This is a genomic window from Paraburkholderia sp. XV (genome assembly GCF_020177535.1).
Lineage (GTDB): Bacteria > Pseudomonadota > Gammaproteobacteria > Burkholderiales > Burkholderiaceae > Paraburkholderia > Paraburkholderia caribensis.
The window spans coordinates 112,003-137,614 of record NZ_JAGUUD010000004.1 but is presented as its reverse complement, the minus strand read 5'-3'; the positions used below and the strand labels follow the sequence as shown (position 1 = coordinate 137,614).

Here is a 25,612-nt window from a genome sequence, read left to right as displayed (position 1 = left end):
GCGAATGCCGGGAGTAACAAGTTTGGCGATATTTCTTTTGAGTCGCGGGTGCTACGGAGGTGCGCGGGTCCCTCTCACGCGCCCTGCGAAAAGGCCTGAACGATGCGGCGTGCGCTCATGGCTCGCCAGTACGTCAGGAAGCGGCCCGCGAACATGCCTGCGACGGCGCCCGATACGGCTGCGCTGATCAACATATACGTGCCGAGCGACGCGAGACTGGTTGCCGTCGCCAGTTCGACGCCGAGCCAGAACTTGGCGGCGAAGGTGATGACGATCAGCGCCAGCGGCAGCATGGAACCGGGCAGCATCACCGTGTTCGCGACGGGATCGACGATGAAGCGCGTGCGGCTCGCGATGAACACGCCCGCCGCGACACCCGCCAGCGCGGCAACCACCCAGACGATCGCGTCGGCCCAACCCGTCAGCGGGTCTGTCACGAGATGCGCAATGCCCCAGACCGCGAACACGAGCGGCACGATGGCAAGTCTGGGAAGCGGCGCGGTGCCGCTGTTCATGGCCTTGAACCCGCGCGAGAGCAGGAATGCGAGCAGCACCCAAACCCAGATGGGCGTGCCGTGAAGAATGGCTGCGAGCGACATGATGATCTCCTTCAGACGAATGCGTCAGACGAAAAAAGAAATGTTTTCGGATCGGTGATGACGGACTGCACTAGCGAACGATCTGCATCGTAGCGGCGGGGAATTAGCGAAGAATGAGGGTGTTTGCGTTGGCCGGAATCAGGCTGAATTCGAGCTGGTTCCGGCGGCAATGCGAGTTCGGGCACGTCGATTCCGGCATCGAAAATCTCTTCGGCTGCGGGCGTGCCGATGATCGGCTTATCCCGACAGTTGTTCGAGCGACCAGAGGCGCGTGATGCGTGATTGCGTTAACGACAACCGCCGGATCCGGAGAACCGGCACCGTGAATGTCCGCTTCCTGGTGCGCTTTCGGTTCGCTAACATGCCAATTTCCTCCTACGATACGCACTGTTAGCGATCAAAGAGACATATTGGGGCCGTAGCACCGGTCGATCAAGGAAGGGACAAGGACGTGGAAAGTTTTCAAATACTCGATCACATCACGGACGGCGTCATGACGATCGACCGGGAGTGGAAGTTTCGGAACATCAACCGGACCGCTGGGCGGCTGCTGAAGCGTCGGTCCGAGGACCTGCTGGGTCGCGAGATCTGGGCCGAATACCCAGATCTGATCGGGTCGAGCTACGAAGCAGCCTATCGGCAGACGGCCGAGACGCGTAAGCCCAGCACCGCGACTGACTTCTACGCGCCGCTCGGTGCCTGGTTTGAAGTGCGGGCGTTCCCAAGCGACGACGGTATCGTCGTGCTGGTCCGCGATGTCACCGAAGCGCGCGCGATCTCCGAACGCTTGTCGCGCCAGGCGACGTATGACGAGCTGACCGGCCTCATGAACCGGCGGGAACTGCTACTGCGCCTGAACATTCTCGTCGACAAAGGCGCGGCCGCTTCCGTCGATCTGCTCTTCGTCGACCTTGACCGCTTCAAGGATATCAACGACTCGTTTGGCCACGCGGCGGGCGATGAAGTGCTGCGTGCCATCGGCGAGCGTCTTTCCGCCATGTGTGCCGAAGGCGCCAGTGTTTCGCGCATCGGTGGTGACGAATTCGTCATTTTCCTCGTCGACGCCCCCGAGGGCGAGGCCGCGCGAGTCGCGCGCGACGTCACAATACGCATGCGCGAGCCAATTCAGACGCCGTGCGTGCGGGCCTCGGTGGGCGCGAGCATCGGCGTGGCGCGCTACCCCATCTCGGCATCGAATGCAGCCGAGCTGCTGCGCAACGCGGACATCGCGATGTATCACGCGAAGCGTGCGGGCGGTTCGCATGTGTGGTCGTTTGGCAAGGAGGATGCGCAGCGCCTCTCGCATCGCCGGCGGCTCCGCGCGGATCTGGAGAGTGCGAGCGCCGGGCGCCAGTTCGAACTGCACTACCAGCCACAACTGGACCTGCATACTGGCCGCGTCTATGGAGCCGAGGCGCTTCTGCGATGGAACCATCCGCAACTGGGGCTGCTCACGCCGGCCGACTTTCTCGACGTGCTGCATGAATCGCCGGCCTACGAGGCGACGGGCGACTGGCTCATTCGCCTTGCGTTCCGCCAGGCGGCGAAATGGCAGGCGGCGAACTGCATGCCGTTCAAGGTCGCCGTCAATCTCTCGGCCACGACGATCCAGAACTGCGATCTCGCCGCACTGGTTTCGGAGGCGGCCGAGACGGCCGGAGTATGCGCTTCCGCACTCGACATCGAGGTGACGGAGACGGTCGTCATGAGCGACTTCGCGGCCGCGTCGCGCGCGCTTTCAGCTGTAAGAAGGCTCGGCGTGACCGTCTCGCTCGACGATTTCGGCACCGGCTATTCCAGCCTCGCATACCTCACACGGCTGCCTGTCGATCGCATCAAGATCGACAAGTCGTTCGTGCAGGAGCTCACTGTCAAGGAGACCTGTCGCCAGGCACGCGCGATGGTCGAAGCAATGGTGGCGCTCGCGCGCGCGCTGAGCATGAGAACAGTCGCGGAAGGCATCGAGACCGAAACGCAATTCGCCCTCGTCAAAGAACTCGGTTGCGACGCGGCGCAAGGTTATTTCATTGGCAAACCGGTAACGGCAGCGCGAATCGAACCTTACGCCGAGACACGGTTCGGGGCGGCTGGAGCTTCGTCGTTGCACGACGCAGGAAGCGGATCGCGCTAGTGGTCAACACGCAGCCCCTCGGAGTCCGCACTGCCGACTGGCCGCTTTCCAGCGATGAGTTTGATGAGCGGACAGACGCGGCCCGACCCACTCCGGTCAGATGACCTTCTCCAACCCGGTCAGTCAGCTGAATCCAGCTTTTGCGAGCCGGAGTGTCCATAAGCGGCCGTTGGCCACTTCATCCAATCGGCAACTCCAGCCGTTCGTCGGTGCACATTGACGGACCGTCAAATGTCAGTTCTGCGCACCTCAGCGGGCGTTCGCAGTCGCACGATCCCGTGACACATCTGTCGTTAGTCGTAGTCAGAGATCGTTGGTCAAAAGCTTATCAGTTCGCAGTGCTCAACTACGATTTCTACTTCACAACCTGCAAAAGACGGTCCTGACCAGGCTCGAAGGCAGGCATCAATTGTTTCAGGGTTCCGTTTGCGGCACCGAGATTTTCGCCGGCCTTTGCATTACTGGGCGCAACGAGCGCTTACTGGAGTTCCGCCAACATCTCTTAAAACCATGACAGCGTTTCACGACCGGTCCGGGCGCGGGTCACACTGCAGATTTTTGATACATCTCGGCAGAAAAGAGAAAGAATCGCGCTCTTGGCGAGCTTACGCTTGACGTCATGGGCAATCAGATCGGCGCAAAATCTGATGCCGTGGATGAAGTTACCTTTGGTTGAGATCGGAGCACCAGCGACGCTGACGGGCCGCGACGGTCGTTACAGGGCTTCGCCATGGTTCGAGCCGAAAAGACGGGTGGATTCCATTGCCGCTCGGCCTATGCAGACCCTGATCACTCAAGTGCTGCTGGTAGCACTCAGCAACAGTGGCGGCGCAGGGTGCCCCATTTACTAGTGCGCATCGGGAGTACATCATGAATGCAAAAATCGAAAAGGCTACAAGAATCCTCTCAGTTTTGTTCGCCGTGACGACAACCGTGTTCCCGGCCGGCCTCGCGATCGGGCAGCAGTCCGAGGCACCGATCGCGGGCGCGGTACCTCTCGGCGTGAGCGTCACACAAACGCAACTCGTGGCGAAGGGGTGGCGTGCATCGAAGCTAGTCCACACCGACGTGTACAACGAGAAAAACGAAAAGATAGGAAGGGTCGACGACATGATTGTCGCGCCCGATGGGTCACTTTCCGTGGCCATTATTGATGTTGGCGGATTTCTCGGCATCGCCGCGCACCGCGTCGCTATCCCGGTGCAGCGGTTCAAGCAGATCTCACCGAAAATGATACTGGATGGTGCCAGCAAGGATGCGCTGAGCAAGCTTCCTGAATTCGAATACGCCAAGGGTTAAAGTCGGCCGCCGACAATCCGATATTCAATCTCTCATCTGCAAACAAGGGGCTAGCCATACTTCTCGATCTAGAGAAGTGTAGCCCCTTCTGATTTTGTCGCCCTGGCCCTGAGCGAGCCCGACCCGACAATCCGGATTCACAAACCGAGGCGCCGCGTCATTTCAAGATTTGATTCAAACGCGAGCGCGGACGTCCTGCGGTCGTTGTTTTGCTCGCAACTTGAATAACAGGCCACAAAGGTCCGATACTCCGCAGGCCAGCCGGTATCGTCTCTAAAGCGGGTGTCGGCAGCTGATGAGCTGCTGCCGGTTGCACCCTGGACACGAGCGCTTCGAGCGTGACCCTTTCACGCCAGGATGCGTTACAGGCGGCGACATCTCACTTTACTTGCAGTCGGCTGCCAGCACGTCTCACTGCGCCAGGTATCCGCCATCGACGGCCAGGGTGTGGCCCGTGATGAATTTCGCGCTGTCAGAGCCGAGGAACACAATCGCTTGCGCGACTTCTTCCGGATTGCCCGCGCGTTTGGCCGGAATGATACCGGCGAGGACGTCGCCGCTCAGGCCGAAATCCGCGAGGCGGTCAAACATCGGTGACTGGGTCGGTCCGGGCGCAACGGCGTTCACTCGAATGCCCATGGCAGCAACCTCCAGGGCTGCGGACTTCGTCAGTCCTTCCACGGCATGCTTGCTTGCAGCGTAAATCGAACTGTTGGGGAAACCAACTTGGCCACCTATTGAAGACAGATTGACAATGGCGCCGTGACCCTGGCGCTTCATCATGATAAGTTCGTGTTTCAACCCGATCAGCACGCCGAGCACGTTGGTATCGAACACGCTGCGGTACGTCTCGATGTCGAAAGTGTCCACGGACGAGAACTTTCCTTCTATCCCTGCGTTATTCACTGCAACGTCGAGCCGGCCGAAGCGCGTGTCGATCGTCTCGAAGAGCGACTGCATCTCTGCTGCCGAACGGGTGTCGGCCTGGACGTAGAGAGCATCGGCAGCTCCCGTCTTGCGCAATTCATCCACGAGCGTGGCACCCGCGTCCTCCCTGCGACCCGAAACCGCGACGACCGCGCCAGTCGCCGCGAATGCCAATGCGGTCGCCCGTCCGATGCCCGACATACCACCTGTTACCGGCACGACTTTCGTATTCATCACAGATCCCTGTTCGAAATAAAGTTAACATTTGACCGACCCCGAGAGGCAGGGTGCCTGCACGGATCAATCAGCCAGGTTCATCGCCTGTCAGACGAGGCGCACGCCGCCATCGAGGTTGAGCGTGGCGCCGTTCATGAAGCCGTTCGTCATCAGGAACACGACGCCTGCGCCTGCTTCCTGCGACGTACCGAGCCGGTGCAAAGGCAACGTCGCCTTGAGACCCTCGACGAACGAGTCGCGTGCATCACCCAGCGCTTTATAAAGGATGGGCGTGTCGATCGGCCCAGGCGAAAGCGTGTTGACGCGAATGGGTGCGAGTTCGAGAGCGAGCCCGCGAGCCAGAGCTTCCATTGCCGCCGAGGCAGCCGCGAGCACCGCAGTGCCGTAGGCGTTCGGGCGGTCAGCCAGATTGCCGGAGATGAGCGTCACCGACCCGTCTTGGCTTAGCCGGTCGCCCAACGCGCGAATGACATGAACCGCCGCCCAGATGCGCTCGTCAAACGCGCGCCGCAGATAACTGACCTCGGCCTCTCGCACCTTTCCAGCGACGAACGAACCCGCCATCAGGACGAGATGGTCCACTGCCGCGATGTCTCGGACCGCGTGTTCCAGCTGTTCGGCGTTCGTCACGTCGGCGGCTCTCCACGCCGTGAAGCCGTTCGCCGCCGCGACTTTCTGCGCTGTCGCCGCATCGCGTCCGAGAACGGTCACACTGGCGCCGGCTAGCTTTGCCTGAATGGCCGTCTGCAAGCCAATGCCCGACGTTCCTCCTACGACCAGTACGTTCTTGCCCGCCAGCTGCATTGCATCGTTCATGTCACAACTCCCAGAAGTGGCGCCAGTCGGCGTCGTTGAAAACAGATTAATTGGGGATGCGACACTTGAAAATATGGGCGAATGTCGGTTTAATAGTTCCATCATGGAACAAATAGCCGTCGAAAGATTGACTGGACTGATCGCGTTCGCGCGAGCCGCGTCTTTGGGCAGTTACACGGCCGCGGCGCGCTCGCTGGCGGTTTCGCCGTCTGCCGTCAGCAAGAGCATTCAGCGGCTGGAGCAACACTTCGGCCTTCGTCTGTTCAGCCGGACGACCCGTTCACTGACATTGACGCCGGAAGGCCGCGACCTTCTAGAGCGAACACAACGGTTGCTTCGAGAAGCCGAGAACATCGAACAGGGCGTTGCTGCCGCCCGGGCAGAGCCTTCGGGAATGCTAAAAGTGACGGCGCCTTTGCCCGTTGGGGTTCACGTTCTGGCTCCCGCCCTGCCGACGTTTCGCAGGCGTTACCCGAAGCTCACCATCGACGTGCGGCTGAGTGACCGCTACGTCGATCTGATAGAAGAGGGCGTCGATGCTGCAATCAGGGTAGGCAATCCCGGCGACACCCGGTTGATCGCCCGTCAACTGGCGCCACACCGGATCTGCGCGTTTGCTTCACCGGCTTACCTTGCAGCACGCGGTAAGCCTCAGCATCCCAGTGACCTGTTGAATCATGATTGCGTGAACTTCCGCTATCAGGCGACGGGGCAGGAGGCGCAATGGCCGTTCCTCGTTGGCGGCAAGCTGATGGAATTCTCGCCGCAAGCCGGTTTGATCCTCGACGTCAGCGACGCTGTGGCAACGGCGCTCGTGGCGGGAGCGGGCATCGGCATTTCCGCGACTTACATCGCGGCGCCGTACGTCAGGCGTGGCGAACTGGTCCCCGTGCTTTACGAGCATGCCTACGACCGGTTCAATCTCTACGCACTGTGGCCCGAGAGTCGACGCAGCAATCCGGCCGTGAAAGCGTTCATTGCCTTTCTACAGGAAGTGTTTCCGTCACCAACACCTTGGGACACATTGATGGCGTCCAGCGCGATCGGGCGACCATCGCAGACGGAAGATGAAGACAACGGTTAGTGCGAGAATTTCGAACCCGCCGCCGATCGCGAGATCGTAGCCCTCGTGCACGAGATCGACCTGCCTGAGGTCAAAATGCCGTTCAATCCCAACGCGCGGATGGCGACGCAGGAATTCGGGCAGTGCTTGACTGATTACGCAGACAGGAGAGTCGGCGCAAATTCGGACGAGAGACATTCTTCGACGAAAGCGGCGAACTGACGGGCCTTACTGCTGGCCATACGCCCGGTCGGATAAAGCGCGGAAAGTGCGATGCTCGGCAGGTTCCAGTCATCCATGACAGCAACGACGACCCCGGACTTCAGTTCCGGGGCGAACGCCCACTCGGATGCAACCGCAAGCCCTATATCAGAGAAAACCGCGGCGCGGAGTCCCTCCGTTGCGGATATCTTGACGCGACTCTGGAGTTTGATCGACTGTTCTACAGTATCCCTTCGGAAGGTCCAGTCCTCGCCACTATTGATGTCGCGCGTATAGACTACCGCGTGATGCTTCAGCAGGTCTGCGGGCATCGATGGCACACCGCATCGTTCAAAGTAGGCAGGCGTAGCGAGCACTCGCCGTCGTGCCTCGCCAATCCGACGAGCGGTCATATTGGAGTCGGCCAGATCGCCCATCCGTAACGCCAGATCGACGCCTTCTTCAACCAGATCGATGTTTCGATCGTCAAGTACGAGTTCGACGTCCAGGTCGGGATTCCGGTTCAGAAAATTGGGCAACTTTGGAACGATGTGAAGCCTCGCGAAGCAGACCGCTGCCGACACGCGGAGTTTGCCTGTCAGACCAGCAGCCGTACCTCGCGCAGCAAGCACAGCAGCGCCCGATTCCTCAACCGCGCGCTTTGCCCGCGCATAGAAATTCTGGCCTGCCTCGGTCGGCGTCAATGAGCGCGTCGAACGCAGCAGCAATTTGACCCCGAGCCACTCCTCCAGCTGCGCCACGGCCTTCGACACAGCCGGTTGACCCACGTCGAAATGTCTTGCCGCCGCTGAAAACGAGCCTGTGTCGACGACGCGGATATAGATTTCGAATGCTGCAAGGCGGTCCATCGGGATTCTCCTGAACGACGCAAGGCTAACGGCGCACGGCCTGTGTGGGCTTCAGCCACACACTGTCTGGTGTGTTGTCGGATGTGCCGATAGCGTACCTCACCTGTCCGCCGGCGTCCGGCCGGGAAATATCAGCTTGTATCAGGTCGTGCCAAGGCGCACGGAAACAACGAAGGATAGTGCGTAAATCGTCACCTGACATGGTGGTCTGTCAAAGGCGGCGCTTCGGGACGCCAGCTTTTCGAGGTCGTGGCGCCTGACACTGACATTCACCCCTGCGATTTATCCCGCTACGGAATAGGCCCTATGCAAATACGGCCTCTTATCTATCCGCATAGAAATAACTACAGTCCGAAACACCGAAGCAGCGTTCACATCTCACCCTTCATCACATCGCTTGGGGAAACGCCATGGCTCACTTGTTCACTCCAAAGCAAGTCGGCGCTTTTGTGCTTTCACATCGAATCGTGCTTGCGCCCATGACGCGGCTGCGCACCATTTTGCCGGACGAAATCCCGAGCCCGATGATGGCCGACTTTTACGGGCAGCGCGCGTCCGAAGGTGGTCTCGTGCTGATTGAAGGTGTGAGCATTTCGAAGGTGGCACGCTCGTATCTCGGTGCGGCGAGTTTCTTTCATGATGGCCAGATCGAAGGCTGGAAAGCGATCGCCGACGCGGTGCACGCGAAGGGCGGATATGCCTTCATGCAATTGATTCACGGCGGACGTCAGAGTCATGTCGAGATGACGGGCGGCGTCGATCCTGTGGCGCCTTCCGTTGTTCCGTTCGAGGGCGTGGCGCTCACGAAGGATGGCTTCGTGCCCGTGTCGCCTCATCGCGCGCTCGGCCTGGAAGAGATACCCGGCATCATCGAGGAATTTCGCGTGGCTGCGCAGCGGGCCAAAGACGCGGGATTCGATGGTGTTGAGCTTCACGGCGCGAACGGTTACCTGGTTGATCAGTTCATCCAGGACGGGACCAACACGCGCACGGATGCCTATGGCGGTCCGATCGAAAACCGTGTGCGCTTTCTGCGCGAAGCAGTCGAAGCGCTGATCTCGGTCTTCGGTGCGGATCGTGTTGGCGTACGCATTTCGCCCTCGGGCGAATGGGGTGGCATTTCCGACAGCGATCCCGAAGCGACGTTCAGTCACGTCGCACAGGTGCTGGACTCTTACAGGATCGCCTATATGCACGTGATTGAACCACGCATCAAAGGCGACGATACGCTGCATGAAGGTCACCCTCCCGTTGCGGTGAAGTACCTGCGCCGATATTTCTCAGGTCCGATCATTGCTGCAGGCGGCTTCGACGGCGACAGCGCTGAGGCTGTCGTTGCTTCGGGCGATGCCGACCTCGTTGCGTTTGGTCGGTACTTCAGTTCGAACCCCGATCTGCCTTATCGGCTCAAACACAAGCTTCCGCTGACTCCGTATGTGCGGGCAGCCTTCTGGGGTGGCACCGAACGGCACTACTCGGACTTCCCGGCCTACGACGCCACTCCGAAAGAATAGCCCGCACACCACTTTTTTCTTTACTCAAGAGATAGCCATGCCTCGCATTATTCAGTTTTCCTCCGCAGGTGGTCCCGACGTTCTTGAATTCGTCGATGTCCCCGTACGCGAACCACTCGCCAACGAAGTTCGCATCAAGGTGAAGGCCATCGGCATCAACCGCGCGGAGGCGATGTGGCGGCGTGATGACTACATCGAACCCGTTACGTTTCCAGCAGGACTAGGGTACGAAGCGGCCGGTATCGTCGATGCTGTCGGACCGGGCGTCGAGGGCATCGCACCTGGTGACGAGGTCAACGTCATTCCATCGTTTTCGTTTAACCAGTACGGAACATACGGGGAAGTCGTCATTGTTCCCGAGCACGCCGTTGTCGCACATCCGAAGTCGCTGTCATACACGGAAGCCGCGTCCGTCTGGATGATGTTCATCACGGCATATAGCGCGCTGATCGAAGACGCCAGGGTGACGACGGGCGATTTCGTCGTGGTGCCTGCTGCTTCGAGCAGCGTGGGTCTGGCCGCGATCCAGATCGCCAACTATGCGGGCGCGACGCCCATCGCATTGACGCGTACGGCTGAAAAACGTCAGGCTTTGCTGGATGCCGGCGCAGCTCACGTTATCGTCACGAACGAAACGGACTTTGTTGCGGAAATCATGCGCATCACCGATGGTAACGGTGCTCGCGTCGTCTTCGATCCAGTAGGTGGCCCGAACTTCGCTAAACTGATCTCGGTGCTTGCGTTCCAGGGCATTGCGTTTATTTATGGCGCGCTTGCGCAAGGTCCGACGGAGATACCCGTTCTGCCGATGATTGCCAAACTGCAAACCATCCGGGCGCACAACCTGTGGGTAACCACCGGCAACCCAGCGCGGCAAAAAGCTGCCGTCGAGTTTATCCTCAAAGGAATCGAGCAGGGCAAGCTCAAACCGGTCATCGATCGCGAGTTCAAATTCGACGACATGGTCGAGGTACATCGCTATCTCGAACAGAATGGCCAGTTCGGCAAGATCGTGGTGAGCGTCTGATACGCCTCACTGCCACGCGCCACTGAATTGGTGCTTGCCGTACTTCATGACGGCGGCGAAGCGGAGAGATGCCTTTGGGTAGCCTCGCATCGCTTCGCTTGCCCGCAGAGCGCGCGCAGCGTTCGTTCCCGCCAGGCGGTGACCTGTCGGCGATGTCGTACACATCCCCCCTTGTAAGCCCGTCAACCCGATCCGTATCGCTGACAAAAGCAATGCGCCTGCCGGTGCGTTTGCATTAGCGCCACGTGCGCCATCCGCACATCCTGTCGTGTCACTTCCCTCCGATCTGGAATGAAGCCTATCCGCGCCTGCGTCTAGTTCGAGCGGGTACGCGCAGATACATTCGACTCGAAACCGGGTGCACGACATTTCGTCTGGCGCTCGCGCATTTATCGAGGATTCCGATCATGTCTACCCAACTTCCTGTCTGTGAGATTGACGCGGGTGTGCGGACTACGCCCGCTGACTCGTTACCTGTTGCCGGTCTGCTCGCACTGGCGATGACCGGCTTTATCGCCATTCTTACCGAGACACTGCCAGCGGGACTGCTGCCTGAAATCAGTCGTGGGCTCAACGTGCCGGAGTCATGGGCCGGTCAGATGGTCACCCTCTATGCGCTGGGCTCCGTCGCGGCCGCGATACCGGTGACGGCAGCGACGCGCGCATGGTCGAGACGAACCGTATTGTTATTCGCCATCGCACTGTTCTTCGTGTTCAACACGGTCACGGCATTGTCGTCGTGGTATTGGCTCACGCTTGCGGCGCGATTCATGGCGGGTGTGGCAGCGGGCGTGACGTGGGGTCTCGTACCGGGCTACGCGCGCCGCATGGTTGCCGCGCATCTGCAGGGCCGCGCGATGGCCATTGCGCTCGTCGGCACGCCCATCGCCCTTGCGCTCGGCGTGCCCGCCGGGACATGGCTGGGAGAGTTGCTCGGCTGGCGTACAGCATTTGGTGTGATGTCGGCATTGACGATCGTGCTGGTGTTCTGGGTCATGTGGAAGGCGCCCAAGCTTGCCGGACAACGTGACGGAGCGGGGCGGAGTGTCGTCGACGTGTTCCGGACACCGGGCGTTCGGCCCGTGCTGTTCGTCATCCTCGCGTGGATGTTGGCCCACAACATCCTTTACACCTATATCGCGCCGTTCCTCGTGCGGGCTCATATGACCGAGAGCGTCGATGCCGTGCTGCTGGTTTTCGGCCTGGCTGCAATCGCAGGGATCTGGGTCACGGGCGCTCTGATCGACCGATGGCTTCGCGCACTCGTGCTCGCAAGTCTCGCGGTGTTCGCGCTTGCGTCGGCCGCGCTCGCACTGGACGGAACATTGCCGTGGGTGGTGTTCTTCGCAGTCGCGGCGTGGGGCTCGACCTTTGGCGGCGCAGCGACGCTTCTCCAGACGGCATCGGCCGATGCGGCGGGCGAAGGCGCCGACACGGCGCAATCGATGATCGTGACCGTCTGGAATGGCGCCATCGCAGGCGGCGGTCTGATTGGCGGCATCCTGCTCGACACCAGCGGCGTGGGCGCCATGGCGTGGGTGTTACTGGCGCTCGTGATGATCGGGCTCGTCGTTGCCTGGCACTCGTCTGGGCATGCGTTCCGGCCTGGCCATCGTGCGTCGGCCTGAATCCCTTACGTTCATTTTTCTCATCGTGTTGGTGTCGCGGATGCCTTCACGTCTGGAGTCGATCATGCCTCTCGCCCTGCTTGCACTGACAATCGGTGCATTCGCCATCGGAACAACCGAATTCGTTATCGTCGGGCTGATACCGACGCTCTCCGCTGATCTGTCGGTATCGTTGCCGTCGGCAGGCTTGCTGGTCACTTTCTACGCACTGGGTGTGGCAGTCGGCGCGCCGGTGCTCACCGCGTTGACAGGCCGGGTGCCGCGCAAAACGTTGTTGATCTCGCTGATGGCGTTATTCACGTTCGCGAATCTGCTCGCGTGGCAGTCACCGGGCTACGCAACGCTTATCGTCGCGCGCGTGCTAAGCGGCTTTGCACACGGGGTCTTTTTCTCCGTCGGCTCGATCATCGCCACGAGCGTCGTACCTAAAGAGAAGGCGGGCAGCGCAATCGCGACGATGTTCAGCGGTCTTACCGTCGCCTTCGTGACGGGGGTTCCGCTTGGCACGCTCATAGGTCAACACTTTGGATGGCGGGCAACCTTTCTTGTGGTCGCGGCCTTTGGCCTCGTCGCCATGATGGGCACGCTGTTGTTTGTACCGCGCGATATCGCGCATGTGCCGCCCGCGTCAATCCGCCGGCAAGCTGAGTTATTTCTGAAGCCGCGCCTGTTGCTGGTGTTTGCAATGACGGCGGTTGGTTACGGCGGGTCCTTGATTGCGTTCACCTATCTCGCGCCGATTCTCGAGCAGATTTCCGGTTTCAGTCCACCTGTCGTCGGCATGGTTCTGCTGGTCTACGGCGTGTCGGTGGCCTTTGGAAACATGGCGGGTGGAAGGCTGGCCGATTCGCTCGGACCCGTTACCGCGCTCAAGCTGATCTTTGCCCTGCTGGCGGGCGTGCTGCTGCTCCTCGACGTCACGGCGACCAGTAAAACGCTTGTCCTGATCGTCGTGCTCGGTTGGGGCGCCGTCGCCTTTGGCAACGTGCCGGCCTTGCAGATCTATGTCGTGAGACAGGCGGAGCGTTTCGCACCGCACTCGGTCCATATCGCCTCCGGGATGAATATCGCTGCGTTCAATCTGGGTGTGGCGGGTGGAGCGTGGACGGGCGGCGCCATCGTCAGCCACATGGGGCTCATGAGCACACCCTGGATCGCATCTGTCGTTGTACTCGGCGCACTCATGCTGACCTGGCACAGCGGCCGAATCGATCGTCGGGATGCGCGTGTCGTCACCGCAGACAACGAAAGGCGACATTGATGACGAGCTCGGCGCTGCGGGCTGACTTATCCCGATACGGAATAGACCTCATCCTGATAGAGGCCTATTTCAGGCGCCTCGGATTCTCTACATTGGATCCCAACGCATCGCGTGACGCACCGCTCCCTGAGGTGCTCAACCCCAACTCTCAAAGGAAACATCATGACCAGGCTCTTCACTTCCAGAAAGGTCGGCGCATATGACCTCAATCATCGCGTCGTACTTGCTCCGATGACCCGACTGCGCACCATCCAGCCGGACGATATTCCGAGCCCGATGATGGCGGACTTCTACGGTCAGCGTGCATCGGAAGGCGGCCTCGTCATCATCGAAGCGGCGAGTGTCTCCCGGCAGGCCCGTTCGTATCTTGGCGCAGCAAGCATCTTCCACGATGGTCAGGACGCGGGCTGGAAGGCGATCGCCGACGCAGTGCACGCGAAGGGCGGTCGCGCGTTCCTGCAGCTGATTCACGGCGGCCGCCAGAGCCACGTCGAAGTCAACGACGGCGGCGACCCGGTCGCGCCTTCAGTCGTACCGTTCGAGGGCGTTGCGCTGACCACCGACGGCTTCGTTCCTGTGTCGCCGCACCGTGCGCTGGAGACCGACGAGATTGCAGGCATCGTTGAAGACTTTCGTCAGGCTGCCGAGCGTGCAAAGAAGGCGGGCTTTGACGGCGTCGAGTTGCACGGCGCCAACGGTTATCTTGTCGATCAGTTCATTCAGGACGGTACGAACCGGCGCACGGATGAATATGGCGGTCCGATCGAAAACCGCGTGCGGTTTCTGCGCGAAGCACTTGAAGCGTTGATTTCCGTGTTCGGCGCGGATCGCGTCGGCGTGCGCATTTCGCCATCGGGCGAATGGGGCGGTGTGTCGGATAGCAACCCCGAAGCGACGTTCAGCCATGTCGCAAAGGTGCTGGATGCGTACGGAATTGCCTACCTCCACGTGATCGAACCGCGCATCAAAGGCGACGACACGTTGCACCACGGCCATCCTGTCGTTGCGGCTGCGTATCTGCGCCCACACTTCTCAGGCCCCATCATCGCAGCAGGCGGGTTTGACCGCGAAAGCGCAATCGAGATCGTCAATTCGGGCGTGGCGGATCTGGTCGCGTTCGGACGCCACTTCTCGTCGAATCCTGACCTTCCCTATCGCCTTGCACACGATCTGCCGCTCACGCCGTATGTGCGTGCCGCGTTCTGGGGTGGAAGCGAGGAGAACTACTCGGACTTTCCGACATACGAAGCCCAGCAAGCGGCGAACGGCGCTGTGCAAGACGAGGAAAGTGCAGAGGCAGTTTAACCGCGTGCACCTGCGCGGGCGGGATCGAGTCCGACAGAAAAAAGCCGGCCGCACGCATCACGGTTGTGATGTGTCCGGTCGGTTTCCAGGAGATAGATCGATCATGAGAAAAGGGCTGGTGATATCGGACATGGATACGGATGCGTCGGCCGAGATCGCGATGGCCCGTGCGTCGGCCACCATAACCAATGCGTTGCGCGCGGGTGCTCGGGCGCCGATGTTTGCATTGCACGACAAGCTTGGCAACAAGGTCATGCTGGAGCAGCTTCTGCGCTCGGGTCCCGTTGTGCTCAACTTTCTGCGCGGTTCGTGGTGCTCGTTCGGTGAAGAGAATCTCGCGCGATTCTCCGCGATACACGGCCGTATTGTGTCAGCGGGAGCGAAGGCCGTTGCGCTTGCTCCGCCGGATGCGTCGCTGAATCAATCTGCCCATTTACCCGTTCCCGAACTCGTCGATACGGATCTCCGCGTCGCACGCGCGTTTGGCTTGACCTTCGATCTGCCCGAGGAGCTACGCGGTCGGTACATCGATCTCGGGTACGTACCTCCTAAAAAAAGACGGTCAGGATTGTTTCTTGTTCCCGTGCCCGCGACATATCTTCTCGACGAGGACGGCATTGTCGCTTTTGCACATGTCGATTTCGACTATCGAAATGGATTTGACGGCGAGTCGTTATTGAAGGCGCTGGATGCGCTTCGAGCACGACGTGAAGTGCGCGATCGCAATCGAGGGCGTCTTGCGGTACTGAAGGTCTTGAAGAAATCCTCGTGATTTTTTTACTGTATTTGCGAGTCTGAGCGGGAAACGGGCCGATGTATCAGCCAACTCAAATATGAGCAGCGCATCGACAGGTATGGAAGCGGGACGGCCATCCGTTGCGATCGTCAGGCCATCGTTCGAATCTGAGGCGGCTTCCAGGAACCGTCGAGGATCGACTGCTTTTCCCAGTAGGCCCGTATGTATAGCGAGAATGCTCCAGCTGGCGCAGGTAGCCAGTTTGACTCGCGATCTGATCCGGGCGATTTCGCTCCAGCGTAGAGCGTCATCGAACCATCCGCGTTACGCTTGAGACTCGTGTTCTTGGTGCCAAGGGAATAGCGCTTCAGGTCGTTCGCATGGAAGAGATGTTTGTCGTTGTAGAGCGTCAGCGACCAGAAACCGTTGACGGGCGGCTCTTCCCCTTTGGCGAAAGTAATTTCATAGGTGTTCGCGCCGTTGAGCGCCTGACCAGACGCGTCGAAATCCGTGTAGAAATACTGCGTCTCATTCGGCCTGTTATCGAACATGTTCGATTTGGCCGTCCCCGTGCGGTCGAAATAATCGAACCCCGTCTGTGCGTTGTTGGTCGAGCGATTCCAGTTGTTGCCGGCTGGCACTCCGTTGCGCCGCCATTCGAAGAACGGAGCGATAGCTTGCTGCTCCGTGTCGACGGCCGTCGAGACCAGTATCTTTTTGATTTCAGGATCGCGGTTTGCCACTTCCATCAACGATCTGAACTGCGCATAGAGCGCTTCCTCGCCCGGCAGTGGCGCAACCGTATCGAGCACCTGAGGAAACTGATCAAAGAACTTCTCGGGGATCACCCACTTCGTTTCACCGCCGCCCTCGTCACTGCCTTTGTCTTCCGTTGGCGGCTGGATGATGGGCGCGTTCATCCAGTCGATCGTCTTCATGCGGCCATTAAACTGTTTGAGCGGATAAAAGACGATCTGATTCAGTACCGTCTGGATGGCCTTCTTATCCTGTGGTGTGTCGTTCTGGAAGACGCGCGGAATTGCATTGGCGAGCGCAGTGGGACAGCGGATCACGTCGGTGATGCCCACAGGCTTGATACCCTTCCAGTTCGGCCCGGCGAGCAGATAGAATCCGCGCCGCGTTTTGTAAGGCTTGCCGAGATGACCAAACTGATTGGTTCGCGCGTCGTACAGTGCATAGACCCAGAACCGGTCGCCAAAGTCGGGCACCTGGGCGACGACGGGCTCTTCGTCGAGCGAGAAAAAACCCAGACCATACACCACGTCCTGGTTAGGGCATGTCACGAAGGTCTCAGCTGGATCGATGTAGTCGTGAAGCATGCCAACCTGCCCGCGCGGAGCCGCTGGCAGCACGCCGGCCAGCAGGCCCGGATACGGCGCCTTGGTGATACGCGCGTTGCGATTCAACATGTTGACCATCGGCCAGCCCCAAACATATGCCATACGCGCGATGACCTGCGCGTATTCCGGATGCATCAGGATTCCAGCTGGTGGGAGCGTCTCTTTCACCGATGTGCTGGTTGCAGGATTCGCGCGCTTCGACCCGTTGTCTTTCGCGGCAGCGGCGTCGGCAGATCGCGGCACAGCCGCTAACGCTGCGTAAGCGAGCGGCAATGCTGCGCTCATCGTAGTGACGAGCCTTCGCGTGGAATTCACATCATCTTGATCAGCCATGTTTGCCTCGTTGCGCGGGTTCTTAGTTATAGATTCAGGCGTATCAACTTTTCTTTTCGAGGTCTCCAGGTTTCCAGGTCTGATCGAAAAAGGCCTTCTCCGGTGAGTAGAGTCTGAAGATCACGAAGTAGCCTTTGCTGGGGACCGTTCGAAGCCAGTTCTTCTCTTTGCCAGCGGGTGCGGTGGGGCCGAAGTAAAGATCGAGGGAGCCATCGGCGTTCTGCACCGGCTGATCCATCTTGTTCAGCGACGGGTGCGGCTGTCCGCTATCCAGGCCAGATGCTGTGGTCGCGTCATATACCGTAGCCGACCAGAAGTTTTTCGCGGGGATGTCAGGCGGCAGATGCAGCGTGTACGACTGTCCTCCATCCAGAAAATTGCCGTCTTTGTCGCGGAACGTCACGGGGTACTTTGCGCCTGCGTCGATGAGATTCTTCACCATGCCCGGGCTCGCCGAATAGGCGCTTGTAAAGTACCCGGAGCGTTGTTCGAGGTTGGTAAAGGTGTGGCTCGACTGGAACGCCGTGTCCTCGCCCGCAAATACGTTGACCCACTGGCGATCAGGATAGTACTTGCCACCCGGCTCCTGCGGCAGCATCTCGGTGATCACAACCTTGCTCATCTTGAATCCGGCCTGCGCGGCGCTGTCCAGTAGCGCGTGCATCTCGGGCGTCGGCGCAAACGGCTTGCCTTTCTCGATGCCGATCGTATGCAGGAAGCCGCGCATATCGAGATCGGACGGATCGACGTATTCGCTATCGATGAAGCGCGACATCATTTCGAAGTAGCGGATATCGCGTGGGAAAAGCAGGTCGGCAGGTCGCTGGTTCGCGTCCGGAAACCGCATCGGCTTCGCGCTCGCCTTCTTGCCTAGCGGATAAATCCGCGTCGCGGCGATCTGGGCGTTCGGCCTCGTCAGATCCTTTGGGTTGGTGAAGAACGTGCGCCAGAAAAGGAACACGTTATAGGTGCGCGAGCGATAAACGAAGGCACCCTTGGGCATGCTGTCTTTCGGCGGCTCGCCCTTGTAGTCGGGTGGCAGGAGAACGTACGTGCCGCCCTTGCCTTTGTCGGGACCGGCAAGACCGACGTCGCCTATCCAGGTACGGCCATCGATGGTGGGGCCGATCAGCGGACGCTGGAAAAAGTCATCAAACATGCCTTGCACGCCTTGCGGCGCCTCGACGACGAGCGGACCGTCCTTGTGCAGATCGAGATAGCCCATCGCGTAGACAACGTCGGAATTGGGCGTCGTGACAAGTGTGGATGCCGTTATCCGCTCTTTCCAGACGGGCAGCACGTTGTATCCGTCACCGAAGACCTTTTCAGAGCCTTCCTTCATCGCCCAGATATTAATGGCAGGCAGTGCCCACAGGTACGCCTGCGTCGCGCGCTGGAAGATCAGTTCATCGCGCAGACTGCGAGCGGTATCGGCGGTTGGAAAATCCTTGTCAAACTGGGCATTGACGAGCGCGTCGTAACGCGAAGTCTGAGCCTGCGATGCAATCGATACGACCATTGCTATTGCCGCGACCGCGAGTCGGGTGATCATCCCGTGCGTGAGCTGCATGACAGTTTCCCTGAGTGTTATTCATGGTCGAAACGCGACATGGCCTGATTGCGCGGTAACTCAGCAGACAGGCGCAGCACTGCAAGGATAGGCACGGTTACGCGGCGACCGCAAATCAAGTGTCGCGGCATTTCGGCATATGGGACAGAGAAAGGCCTACGTCTACGATTCAGTCAACAATCACACTTACTATTTCGGAGAAAATGCGAGGAGGCGCACGCCTGCCGCACTGATCCTTGGACAAAAGCAGCCGTTCGAAAGACAAGCCTGCGGGGCAGGCGAGCGTCGCTTCCTGGCCGCGTCGAGGCAATGTCACCAGCGATTTGCTCGCCGAAGACCGGCCATTTAGCGTGGGCGGACGAAACATTAGATATCCGAATTGGATGCGGCCTCGACCGACCGGTTGTAGCCGATCGGATGAGGTCTACTTTGCGGATGTCCGCCGAGGAGCGCCAGGCCGTACCGGTCGTTCCTCAGGCTTGGCGGGATTCCGGGCTTTTCTGGTTTTGTGTGGGACCGAGCTTCCGATAGCATCCTTCGGGCAGCTCTGGTGATCGCCGAGACGCTCAACGAGTTGTGCCTCGCATTCGGAAAAAGAGTACCCGCGCCGCTGCGAGATCATGAAGGTGAGAGGACGCATGTGCCATGCGCGCCGTTGGAGTTCGACAAGCGTTCCCTTCGCGAGGTCTTCATCGACCATATGGCGCGGCATGTGGCCCCAGCACAAGCCTCCCCTGAGCAGATCGTGCTTCGCGCCGAGGTCGTTCACCCACCACTGGCGTCCACTGGCGACGCCCTGTTGGGTCTTTTCCGCATCGGGCTGATTGTCCGTTACGACAAGCTGGATGTGCCGGCCGAATTCCTCCCGCGGGATCGGCCCCGCGATTGAACCCAGCGGATGCGATGGTGCACAGACGGTCACCATTTGCACTTCAGATAGATGCTGCCTTTCTATGGTGCCGGGGCTCAACTCCGGCACGTCCGTGATCGTCACCGCCAATGCGCACGTGCCTTCGAGAACCAAACGCTCGCCGCCCTGCATGGTCGTCATGCGCAGATTGATTGCAACCGTTGGAAAGTCCGCCTGCAAGGTGCGCAGACATTTGATCAGGTGCGCACGTGGGAAATAGGTATCCACGGCAACCGAGATCTGAGGCACGCCGGCTTCAGCAATCGCAACCGCACGCATCTTCATCTCCTCCGTGCGTGAGATTACCCCACGCGCATCAGGCAGCAGGCTGCGGCCCGCAGCCGTCAGCGTCGCTTTGCGAGTGTTGCGCTCGAACAGCACCACATCAAAGGCGCTCTCGAGTGCGCCGATCGCATGGCTGATCGCCGACTGCGCACGCCTTAGCTGACGCGCGGCTCCGGAAAAGCTTCCCTCATCACACACGGCGACGAACGCCCGCAGTTGATTGATGGTGACGTTGTCCAACATATTTATCTAAAAAGTAGATGGTATTTATAGATATTCGGTCAATTGGCTTCATGAAGCAAGAGTCCCAGAATCGGGTTTGTCGCTTTTGTTTCGAAGGATGCATGACACATGAACAGACTGAATGGAAAGACCGCGGTGATAACGGGTGGCGCTTCGGGCATCGGCCGCGCCGCAGCAAAGCGCTTCATCGAGGAGGGCGCCTTCGTCTTCATCTTCGGCCGCCGGCAGGACGCGCTCGACGCCGCTTTGACCGATCTCGGGCCCAATGCCCGCGCGGTGAAGGGCTCCGTCTCCAATCTGGCCGACCTGGACCGGCTATACACGGCGGTGAAGGCCGAGCGCGGAACCCTCGAGATCGTCTTTGCCAATGCCGGGACGGGAAGCCCGCTTCCACTCGGCCAGATCACCGGCCAGCACATTGACGACATCTTCGAGACCAATGTGAAGGGGACGATCCTGACGGTCCAGAAGGCGCTGCCGCTGATGGGCTCGGGCAGTTCGATCATCCTGATGGGATCGAGCGCAGGCACCACGGGAGCCCCAGGATTCACGGCCTACAGCGCGAGCAAGGCGGCGGTGCGCAACCTCGCCCGGACCTGGGCCGAGGAACTGAAGAGTACGGGCATCCGGGTGAATGTGCTGTCGCCCGGCGCGACGGCGACCGAACTTGCGAAGGAGGCGCTCGGCGAAGAGGGCCAGAAGGCCTACGGCGCGATGACGCCGCTCCAACGTATGGCCGATCCCGCGGAGATCGGGGCGGTGGCCGCCTTCCTTGCGTCGTCGGACAGCAGCTTCATGACCGCCAGCGAAGTCGCCGTCGACGGTGGCTTGGCACAACTTTGAGGAGAACAATCAAATGACACGAACACTAAAGGGCAAAACAGCGCTCGTTACCGGCGCATCACGCGGCATTGGCCGCGCCATCGCTGAACGTCTTGCAAAGGATGGTGCGACAGTCGCGCTAACCTACAACGCCAGCAAATCCGGCGCGGACGAGGCGATCGCGGCTATCGAGAGCGCGGGAGGCTCCGCGTTCGCGGTCCATGCGGATCTCGTTGATCCGGCGGCCATCCCGACTTTGTTCGAGAGACTCGACGACGAGTTCACCAGGCGCAACGGACGTAAAGCCCTCGACATTCTGGTCAACAACGCTGGCAATTCCGGCTGGCTTGGCTTCAAGGACGCAACGCCGGAGAGTTGGGACACTCTGATGGCGGTCTACGCCCGCGCGCCCTTCTTCATCGTTCAGGCCGCTCTCGATCGTCTCGCCGATGGTGGACGCATCATCAACATTTCTTCCGCTGCCGCCACGAAGCCCGTGACGGCTGCGCCCGTCTACTCGATGGCGAAAGCGGCCATCAACACGCTGACCCATACGCTCGCTATCGAGCTGGGGCCGCGTGGCATCACCGCGAACGCCGTCGCGCCTGGCTTCACGCGGACGGATGCGAACGCCGATTTTCGCCAGAACCCCGAACTCGTCAAGGCAGCCGAGGCCCAGATCGCGCTCGGCCGCTTTGGCGAGCCTTCGGAAATCGCCGCCGTCGTGGCGTTCCTGGCCTCCGATGACGGCCATTGGGTGACCGGCCAAACGATTGAAGCCAGCGGCGGTTACAAGCTCTGACTGCACCCGGAAACGAAGGAGAACCTGATGAAATACGCGATCATTGGCTTCGGCAAGATCGGCCACGCACTTGCCAAGGCGTTCGCCCGCAACGGCATCGAAGTGGTCGTTGCAACCACGCGCGCCCCGGAAAACTTTGCAGCCGACGCGGCCGCGATCGGACCCACGATTGTTCCCAACACCCTCGCGGAAGCCGTCAAGGCGGACATCATCTTCTTGGCAGTCCGTTTTGAGTCGCACCCGGAGGTCGCAAAAGCACTGCCCGACTGGAAGGGGAAGACCGTCGTCGACGCGATGAACACGCAGGCCCCGCTCGAGGAGTTGGGCGGTGTCCCGTCCTCCGCTTACGTCGCGAGGGTGTTTGCCGGAGCGAGGGTGGTGAAAGGCTTCAACCATCTGGTCGCTGCCGTCCTCGGCCAGAACCCGGCCGTACACGGTGGCAGAAGGGCCGTGTTCCTCGCGAGCGACGATGACGGCGCTGCAGCGGAGATGGGTACGCTTGCGGAACAGCTCGGATTCGCGCCTATCCAGCTCGGCGGGCTTTCTGAGGGCGGACTGCTTGTGCATGCGCGCGGGAAAAGCTGGGGTCACCTGATCTTCAAGGACTTGATCGCGTTCGACCGATGAACAACCGAGCCGTTTCCGGATATTTTCGCTGAATGGAATGGCTGATTACCCAAAACGACCGACATCCGAACGTCCGAACGGCAACGCGCCGGAATGCCTCCTCATGGCCGATCACGGAAATCCGCAGGGCGCCGATGATTGCGCGTCGCTGAGCCGACTCCCGACCTCCAAAGCTTCCGAAGAGTTGACCGGCGCGGCGTTCGACAAGTAGGGCGGTACAGCAACCGGCGTGGATGAAGATTCGCGTTCTTCGGGTTACATCTGCCCGGCATAAAAATTGCGACGGTGACGGTTTTTATCCCCGGCACCTGGTCCGGCAGGCATCCGCACACCGGTCGCACATGAACGACGACACAGCACCCGCCACTGGCTTTAGCGCTGTCTGGCTTCGGCTATGGGCCGAGTCGACTGACGACTATTCCATTTTCGCCCTCTCGCCTGACGGCATCGTGATGACCTGGAACCCGGGAGGCGAACGTATCCAGGGTTACACGGCTGATGAAGTTATAGGGCAGCCATTCTCCGTGTTTTACACGGAGACCGAGCGTGCCTCGGGCGTGCCCGAGGCCGCGCTCAAAGCTGCGGCCAGTTCGGGGCGCTATGTTACTGAAGGATGGCGTGTACGAAAGGACGGCTCGAGGTTCTGGGCCAATGTCGTCATGACAGCACTTCGTGACAGCACCGGCCAGCTTCTGGGCTTTGGAAAGGTCGTTCAGGATGTCAGCGACAAAAAGGCGGCTCACGATGCCGTGCTCGAAAGCGAGCGGAGCTTTCGCCTGCTGGTTCAGGGCGTCACCGACTATGCCATCTTCAGGCTGTCGCCCGACGGGCGGGTCACAAGCTGGAACTCCGGCGCCCGGCGAATCAAGGGATACAGCGAAAGCGAGATCGTCGGCTCGCATTTTTCGAGGTTTTACACGCCCGAGGACGTGGCGGCCGGGGTGCCATTTCGCGGCCTGGAGACGGCAAGACGCGAGGGCCGTTGCGAGGCAGAAGGCTGGCGCGTGCGGAAGGACGGCAGCCGCTTCTGGGCGCATGTCGTCATTGACGCGATACGCGAGAATGGTGAACTCGTCGGATTTGCGAAGGTCACGCGGGACATTACCGAGCGTCGGCGTGCATCGGAACTGCTCGAGCAAACGCAGCGTGCTTTGTTCCAGGCGCAAAAAATGGAGGCGCTGGGGAAACTGACGGGCGGGGTCGCGCACGATTTCAACAATGTACTGCAGGTGCTACGGGGAAACCTGGAAGTACTCGAAAGCAGGTACGGTCGCGACAGCTGGAGCGCCGAGCGCCTGGGCAAGGCGATTGACGCCGTGGATCGCGGCGCGAAACTGGCCTCGCAGCTGCTCGCCTTCGGACGTCAGCAGCCGCTGGCGCCCGTCGTCATGAATCCCGCACACCAGCTTCGCGCGCTGGACGACCTGTTGCGCAGGGCGCTGGGCGAGACGATTGAGATCGAGTCTGTTGTCGCGGGCGGTCTCTGGAACATCCTTGCCGATCCCCATCAGCTGGAAAACGTGATTCTGAATCTGGCCATCAACGCGCGCGACGCAATGCCGGATGGCGGGAAGCTCACGCTCGAACTCGCCAACGCGACGCTGGACGACGAGTATGTATCGACGGTTCCTGACGTCAGCCCCGGACAGTACGTCATGCTGGCTGTCACGGACACGGGAACCGGCATGACCCGGGAAGTGATGGAACGCGCTTTCGATCCCTTCTTCAGCACGAAACCGGAAGGCCAGGGTACAGGCCTCGGGCTGAGCATGGCGTATGGGTTCGTCAGACAGAGTGGCGGGCACATCAAGCTCTACAGCGAGATTGGCGAAGGAACAACCGTCAGGATTTATTTACCCCGCTCGACCGGTACGGCAGTCGAATTCCCGCCTCGTACGAGTCGCAGCGTAGAGCATGGCGAAGAGACCATTCTCGTGGTTGAGGATGATCCGCAGGTCCAGTCGACGGTCGTCGAGCTTCTGACCGGTCTAGGCTACGCCGTGTTGAAGGCCAATGACGCGCAACAGGCACTGGCCGTCGTCGCGAGCGGCGTGCACATCGATCTGCTATTCACGGATGTCGTGATGCCGGGGCCGTTGCGTAGCCCCGACATGGCACGGCAAGCCGCCCGGATGCTACCGGGACTGAAAGTGCTTTTCACTTCAGGGTACACACAGAACGCTATCGTGCACGGCGGCCGGCTGGACCCGGGCGTGGAACTGCTCAGCAAACCGTACAGCCGTCAGCAGCTCGCGATGAAGGTGCGGCAGGTGCTCGGCGACAGTGATGGCGATAGCAAGGCGATCGAACAGCCGATGGCCGGGTCCGTCGATGGCCCGAATGGTCCCGTCTCGCGCCCCGAAGAATTGCGCGTCCTCGCGGTCGACGATGACCGCGCGTCGCTCGACGCGCTCTGTGAACTCCTCCAGCTGCTGGGAATCGACGCACGGCGTGCCGAAAACGCAGCGGCAGCTCTCGAAGTGCTAGAAGCAATGGACGTCGACGTTCTTCTCACAGACGTGGTCATGCCCGACATGTCCGGGCTGGAACTGGCGCGCCGCGCAGCGGCCATGCATCCCGGCCTCAAGGTTATCTTTGCTTCTGGAAAGAGGCTGCCGGACCAGCAGACGATGACATTCGACTGGTCGGCGCTTCGCAAGCCGTACACGTTCGCGCAGTTGCAGGATGCCCTGCAGTCAGCCGGTTACCGGCAGGAAAAGCGGAAAGCCGGCGGGGGCGGCGCCGACAGAATCCGCCACCCAGGCGATAAACCGGGCGCTGGATCATAGTGCCTTCGGACCCGCGTTGCCCCGGGTTTCCCAGCGAAATCAGTGCGCCCGCCTGCTATGAAGAGAGTCTGCGTGCGCATGCGGCTCTGGGCTAACGCGCCTTTTCGAATAGTGCGCAGATAGTGCGCGGATTGTGCGCTCCTGCCCGGGACGAGTTCTGCGTCGTACCCGGACAGACCACGGAAAACAGTGATCGCCTCCGCCTCGTCCCTGCGATCATCTACGACCAGTAGCTGGCGCGGAGTGAACCTTCTGGG

At 60.4% G+C, this 25,612-nt stretch carries 20 protein-coding genes; 13 read left to right on the top strand and 7 right to left on the bottom strand.

Features of this window, described 5'->3' with window-relative positions:
- Window positions 1-74: 74 nt before the first annotated feature.
- Window positions 75-599, bottom strand: a complete 525-nt coding sequence (locus KFO72_RS03800; protein WP_054931331.1) for a DUF6622 family protein — start codon at window positions 597-599, stop codon at window positions 75-77.
- A 451-nt stretch (window positions 600-1,050) separates the two neighbouring features.
- On the opposite strand from KFO72_RS03800, the gene KFO72_RS42220 reads away from it, so the two are divergent.
- Window positions 1,051-2,730 carry a putative bifunctional diguanylate cyclase/phosphodiesterase gene (locus tag KFO72_RS42220; protein ID WP_054931329.1) on the top strand — a complete coding sequence of 560 codons (1,680 nt, stop codon included), beginning with the start codon at window positions 1,051-1,053 and terminating at the stop codon, window positions 2,728-2,730.
- A gap of 870 nt (window positions 2,731-3,600) precedes the next feature.
- A complete protein-coding gene (locus KFO72_RS03790; RefSeq protein WP_082433837.1) occupies window positions 3,601-4,029 on the top strand; it encodes a PRC-barrel domain-containing protein in 429 nt (142 codons plus the stop codon).
- Between the two features lie 411 nt (window positions 4,030-4,440).
- Here the strand turns inward: KFO72_RS03790 and KFO72_RS03785 are convergent, their stop codons facing one another.
- Both KFO72_RS03785 and KFO72_RS03780 read right to left on the bottom strand, forming a co-directional pair.
- On the bottom strand, window positions 4,441-5,190 hold the full coding sequence (locus KFO72_RS03785; protein ID WP_225031426.1) for an SDR family NAD(P)-dependent oxidoreductase: 750 nt from the start codon (window positions 5,188-5,190) through the stop codon (window positions 4,441-4,443).
- Window positions 5,191-5,280: 90 nt separating this feature from the next.
- Window positions 5,281-6,009: an SDR family oxidoreductase gene (locus KFO72_RS03780; RefSeq protein WP_054931327.1), complete on the bottom strand. Its 729-nt coding sequence runs from the start codon at window positions 6,007-6,009 to the stop codon at window positions 5,281-5,283.
- Here KFO72_RS03780 and KFO72_RS03775 point away from each other — a divergent pair.
- Window positions 6,008-7,093 carry a LysR family transcriptional regulator gene (locus KFO72_RS03775; RefSeq protein WP_224101353.1) on the top strand — a complete coding sequence of 362 codons (1,086 nt, stop codon included), beginning with the start codon at window positions 6,008-6,010 and terminating at the stop codon, window positions 7,091-7,093. The two genes, KFO72_RS03780 and KFO72_RS03775, sit on opposite strands and share 2 nt — an antisense overlap.
- A 134-nt stretch (window positions 7,094-7,227) precedes the next feature.
- Here the strand turns inward: KFO72_RS03775 and KFO72_RS03770 are convergent, their stop codons facing one another.
- Entirely contained in the window at window positions 7,228-8,142 is a 915-nt protein-coding gene (locus tag KFO72_RS03770; protein WP_054931326.1) for a LysR family transcriptional regulator, read from the bottom strand.
- 410 nt (window positions 8,143-8,552) lie between these two features.
- Here KFO72_RS03770 and KFO72_RS03765 point away from each other — a divergent pair, with 410 nt between their 5' ends.
- From KFO72_RS03765 to KFO72_RS03740, 6 genes are all read left to right on the top strand, one after another.
- Complete coding sequence (locus KFO72_RS03765; RefSeq protein WP_225031425.1) at window positions 8,553-9,656, top strand: alkene reductase; 1,104 nt, start codon at window positions 8,553-8,555, stop codon at window positions 9,654-9,656.
- Between the two features lie 37 nt (window positions 9,657-9,693).
- The gene (locus tag KFO72_RS03760) at window positions 9,694-10,683 is read left to right on the top strand and encodes a zinc-dependent alcohol dehydrogenase family protein (RefSeq protein ID WP_225031447.1); all 990 of its coding nucleotides are present in this window, start codon (window positions 9,694-9,696) and stop codon (window positions 10,681-10,683) included.
- A gap of 407 nt (window positions 10,684-11,090) precedes the next feature.
- Entirely contained in the window at window positions 11,091-12,311 is a 1,221-nt protein-coding gene (locus KFO72_RS03755) for an MFS transporter (RefSeq protein ID WP_225031424.1), read from the top strand.
- A 64-nt stretch (window positions 12,312-12,375) separates the two neighbouring features.
- Entirely contained in the window at window positions 12,376-13,572 is a 1,197-nt protein-coding gene (locus tag KFO72_RS03750; RefSeq protein ID WP_054931382.1) for an MFS transporter, read from the top strand.
- A gap of 162 nt (window positions 13,573-13,734) precedes the next feature.
- Complete coding sequence (locus tag KFO72_RS03745) at window positions 13,735-14,877, top strand: alkene reductase (RefSeq protein WP_224101358.1); 1,143 nt, start codon at window positions 13,735-13,737, stop codon at window positions 14,875-14,877.
- 103 nt (window positions 14,878-14,980) lie between these two features.
- Window positions 14,981-15,649: a peroxiredoxin-like family protein gene (locus KFO72_RS03740; RefSeq protein ID WP_225031423.1), complete on the top strand. Its 669-nt coding sequence runs from the start codon at window positions 14,981-14,983 to the stop codon at window positions 15,647-15,649.
- 113 nt (window positions 15,650-15,762) lie between these two features.
- On the opposite strand, the gene KFO72_RS03735 is transcribed toward KFO72_RS03740, so the two are convergent.
- The 3 genes from KFO72_RS03735 to KFO72_RS03725 form a co-directional block, all read right to left on the bottom strand.
- Window positions 15,763-17,307, bottom strand: coding sequence for a DUF1254 domain-containing protein (locus KFO72_RS03735; RefSeq protein ID WP_225031422.1), 1,545 nt, complete (start codon window positions 17,305-17,307; stop codon window positions 15,763-15,765).
- 43 nt (window positions 17,308-17,350) lie between these two features.
- Window positions 17,351-18,877, bottom strand: coding sequence for a DUF1254 domain-containing protein (locus tag KFO72_RS03730; protein ID WP_225031421.1), 1,527 nt, complete (start codon window positions 18,875-18,877; stop codon window positions 17,351-17,353).
- A gap of 424 nt (window positions 18,878-19,301) precedes the next feature.
- The gene (locus KFO72_RS03725; RefSeq protein WP_062918749.1) at window positions 19,302-20,315 is read right to left on the bottom strand and encodes a LysR family transcriptional regulator; all 1,014 of its coding nucleotides are present in this window, start codon (window positions 20,313-20,315) and stop codon (window positions 19,302-19,304) included.
- Window positions 20,316-20,423: 108 nt separating this feature from the next.
- Here KFO72_RS03725 and KFO72_RS03720 point away from each other — a divergent pair, with 108 nt between their 5' ends.
- The 4 genes from KFO72_RS03720 to KFO72_RS03705 all read left to right on the top strand — a co-directional run bounded on the left by KFO72_RS03720 (window position 20,424) and on the right by KFO72_RS03705 (window position 25,355).
- Entirely contained in the window at window positions 20,424-21,158 is a 735-nt protein-coding gene (locus KFO72_RS03720) for an SDR family NAD(P)-dependent oxidoreductase (protein ID WP_225031420.1), read from the top strand.
- Between the two features lie 13 nt (window positions 21,159-21,171).
- Window positions 21,172-21,939 carry an SDR family NAD(P)-dependent oxidoreductase gene (locus tag KFO72_RS03715; RefSeq protein WP_225031446.1) on the top strand — a complete coding sequence of 256 codons (768 nt, stop codon included), beginning with the start codon at window positions 21,172-21,174 and terminating at the stop codon, window positions 21,937-21,939.
- 27 nt (window positions 21,940-21,966) lie between these two features.
- Window positions 21,967-22,566, top strand: coding sequence for an NADPH-dependent F420 reductase (locus tag KFO72_RS03710; protein ID WP_318248423.1), 600 nt, complete (start codon window positions 21,967-21,969; stop codon window positions 22,564-22,566).
- Window positions 22,567-22,907: 341 nt separating this feature from the next.
- Window positions 22,908-25,355, top strand: coding sequence for a PAS domain S-box protein (locus tag KFO72_RS03705; protein ID WP_225031419.1), 2,448 nt, complete (start codon window positions 22,908-22,910; stop codon window positions 25,353-25,355).
- Window positions 25,356-25,612: the final 257 nt, after the last annotated feature.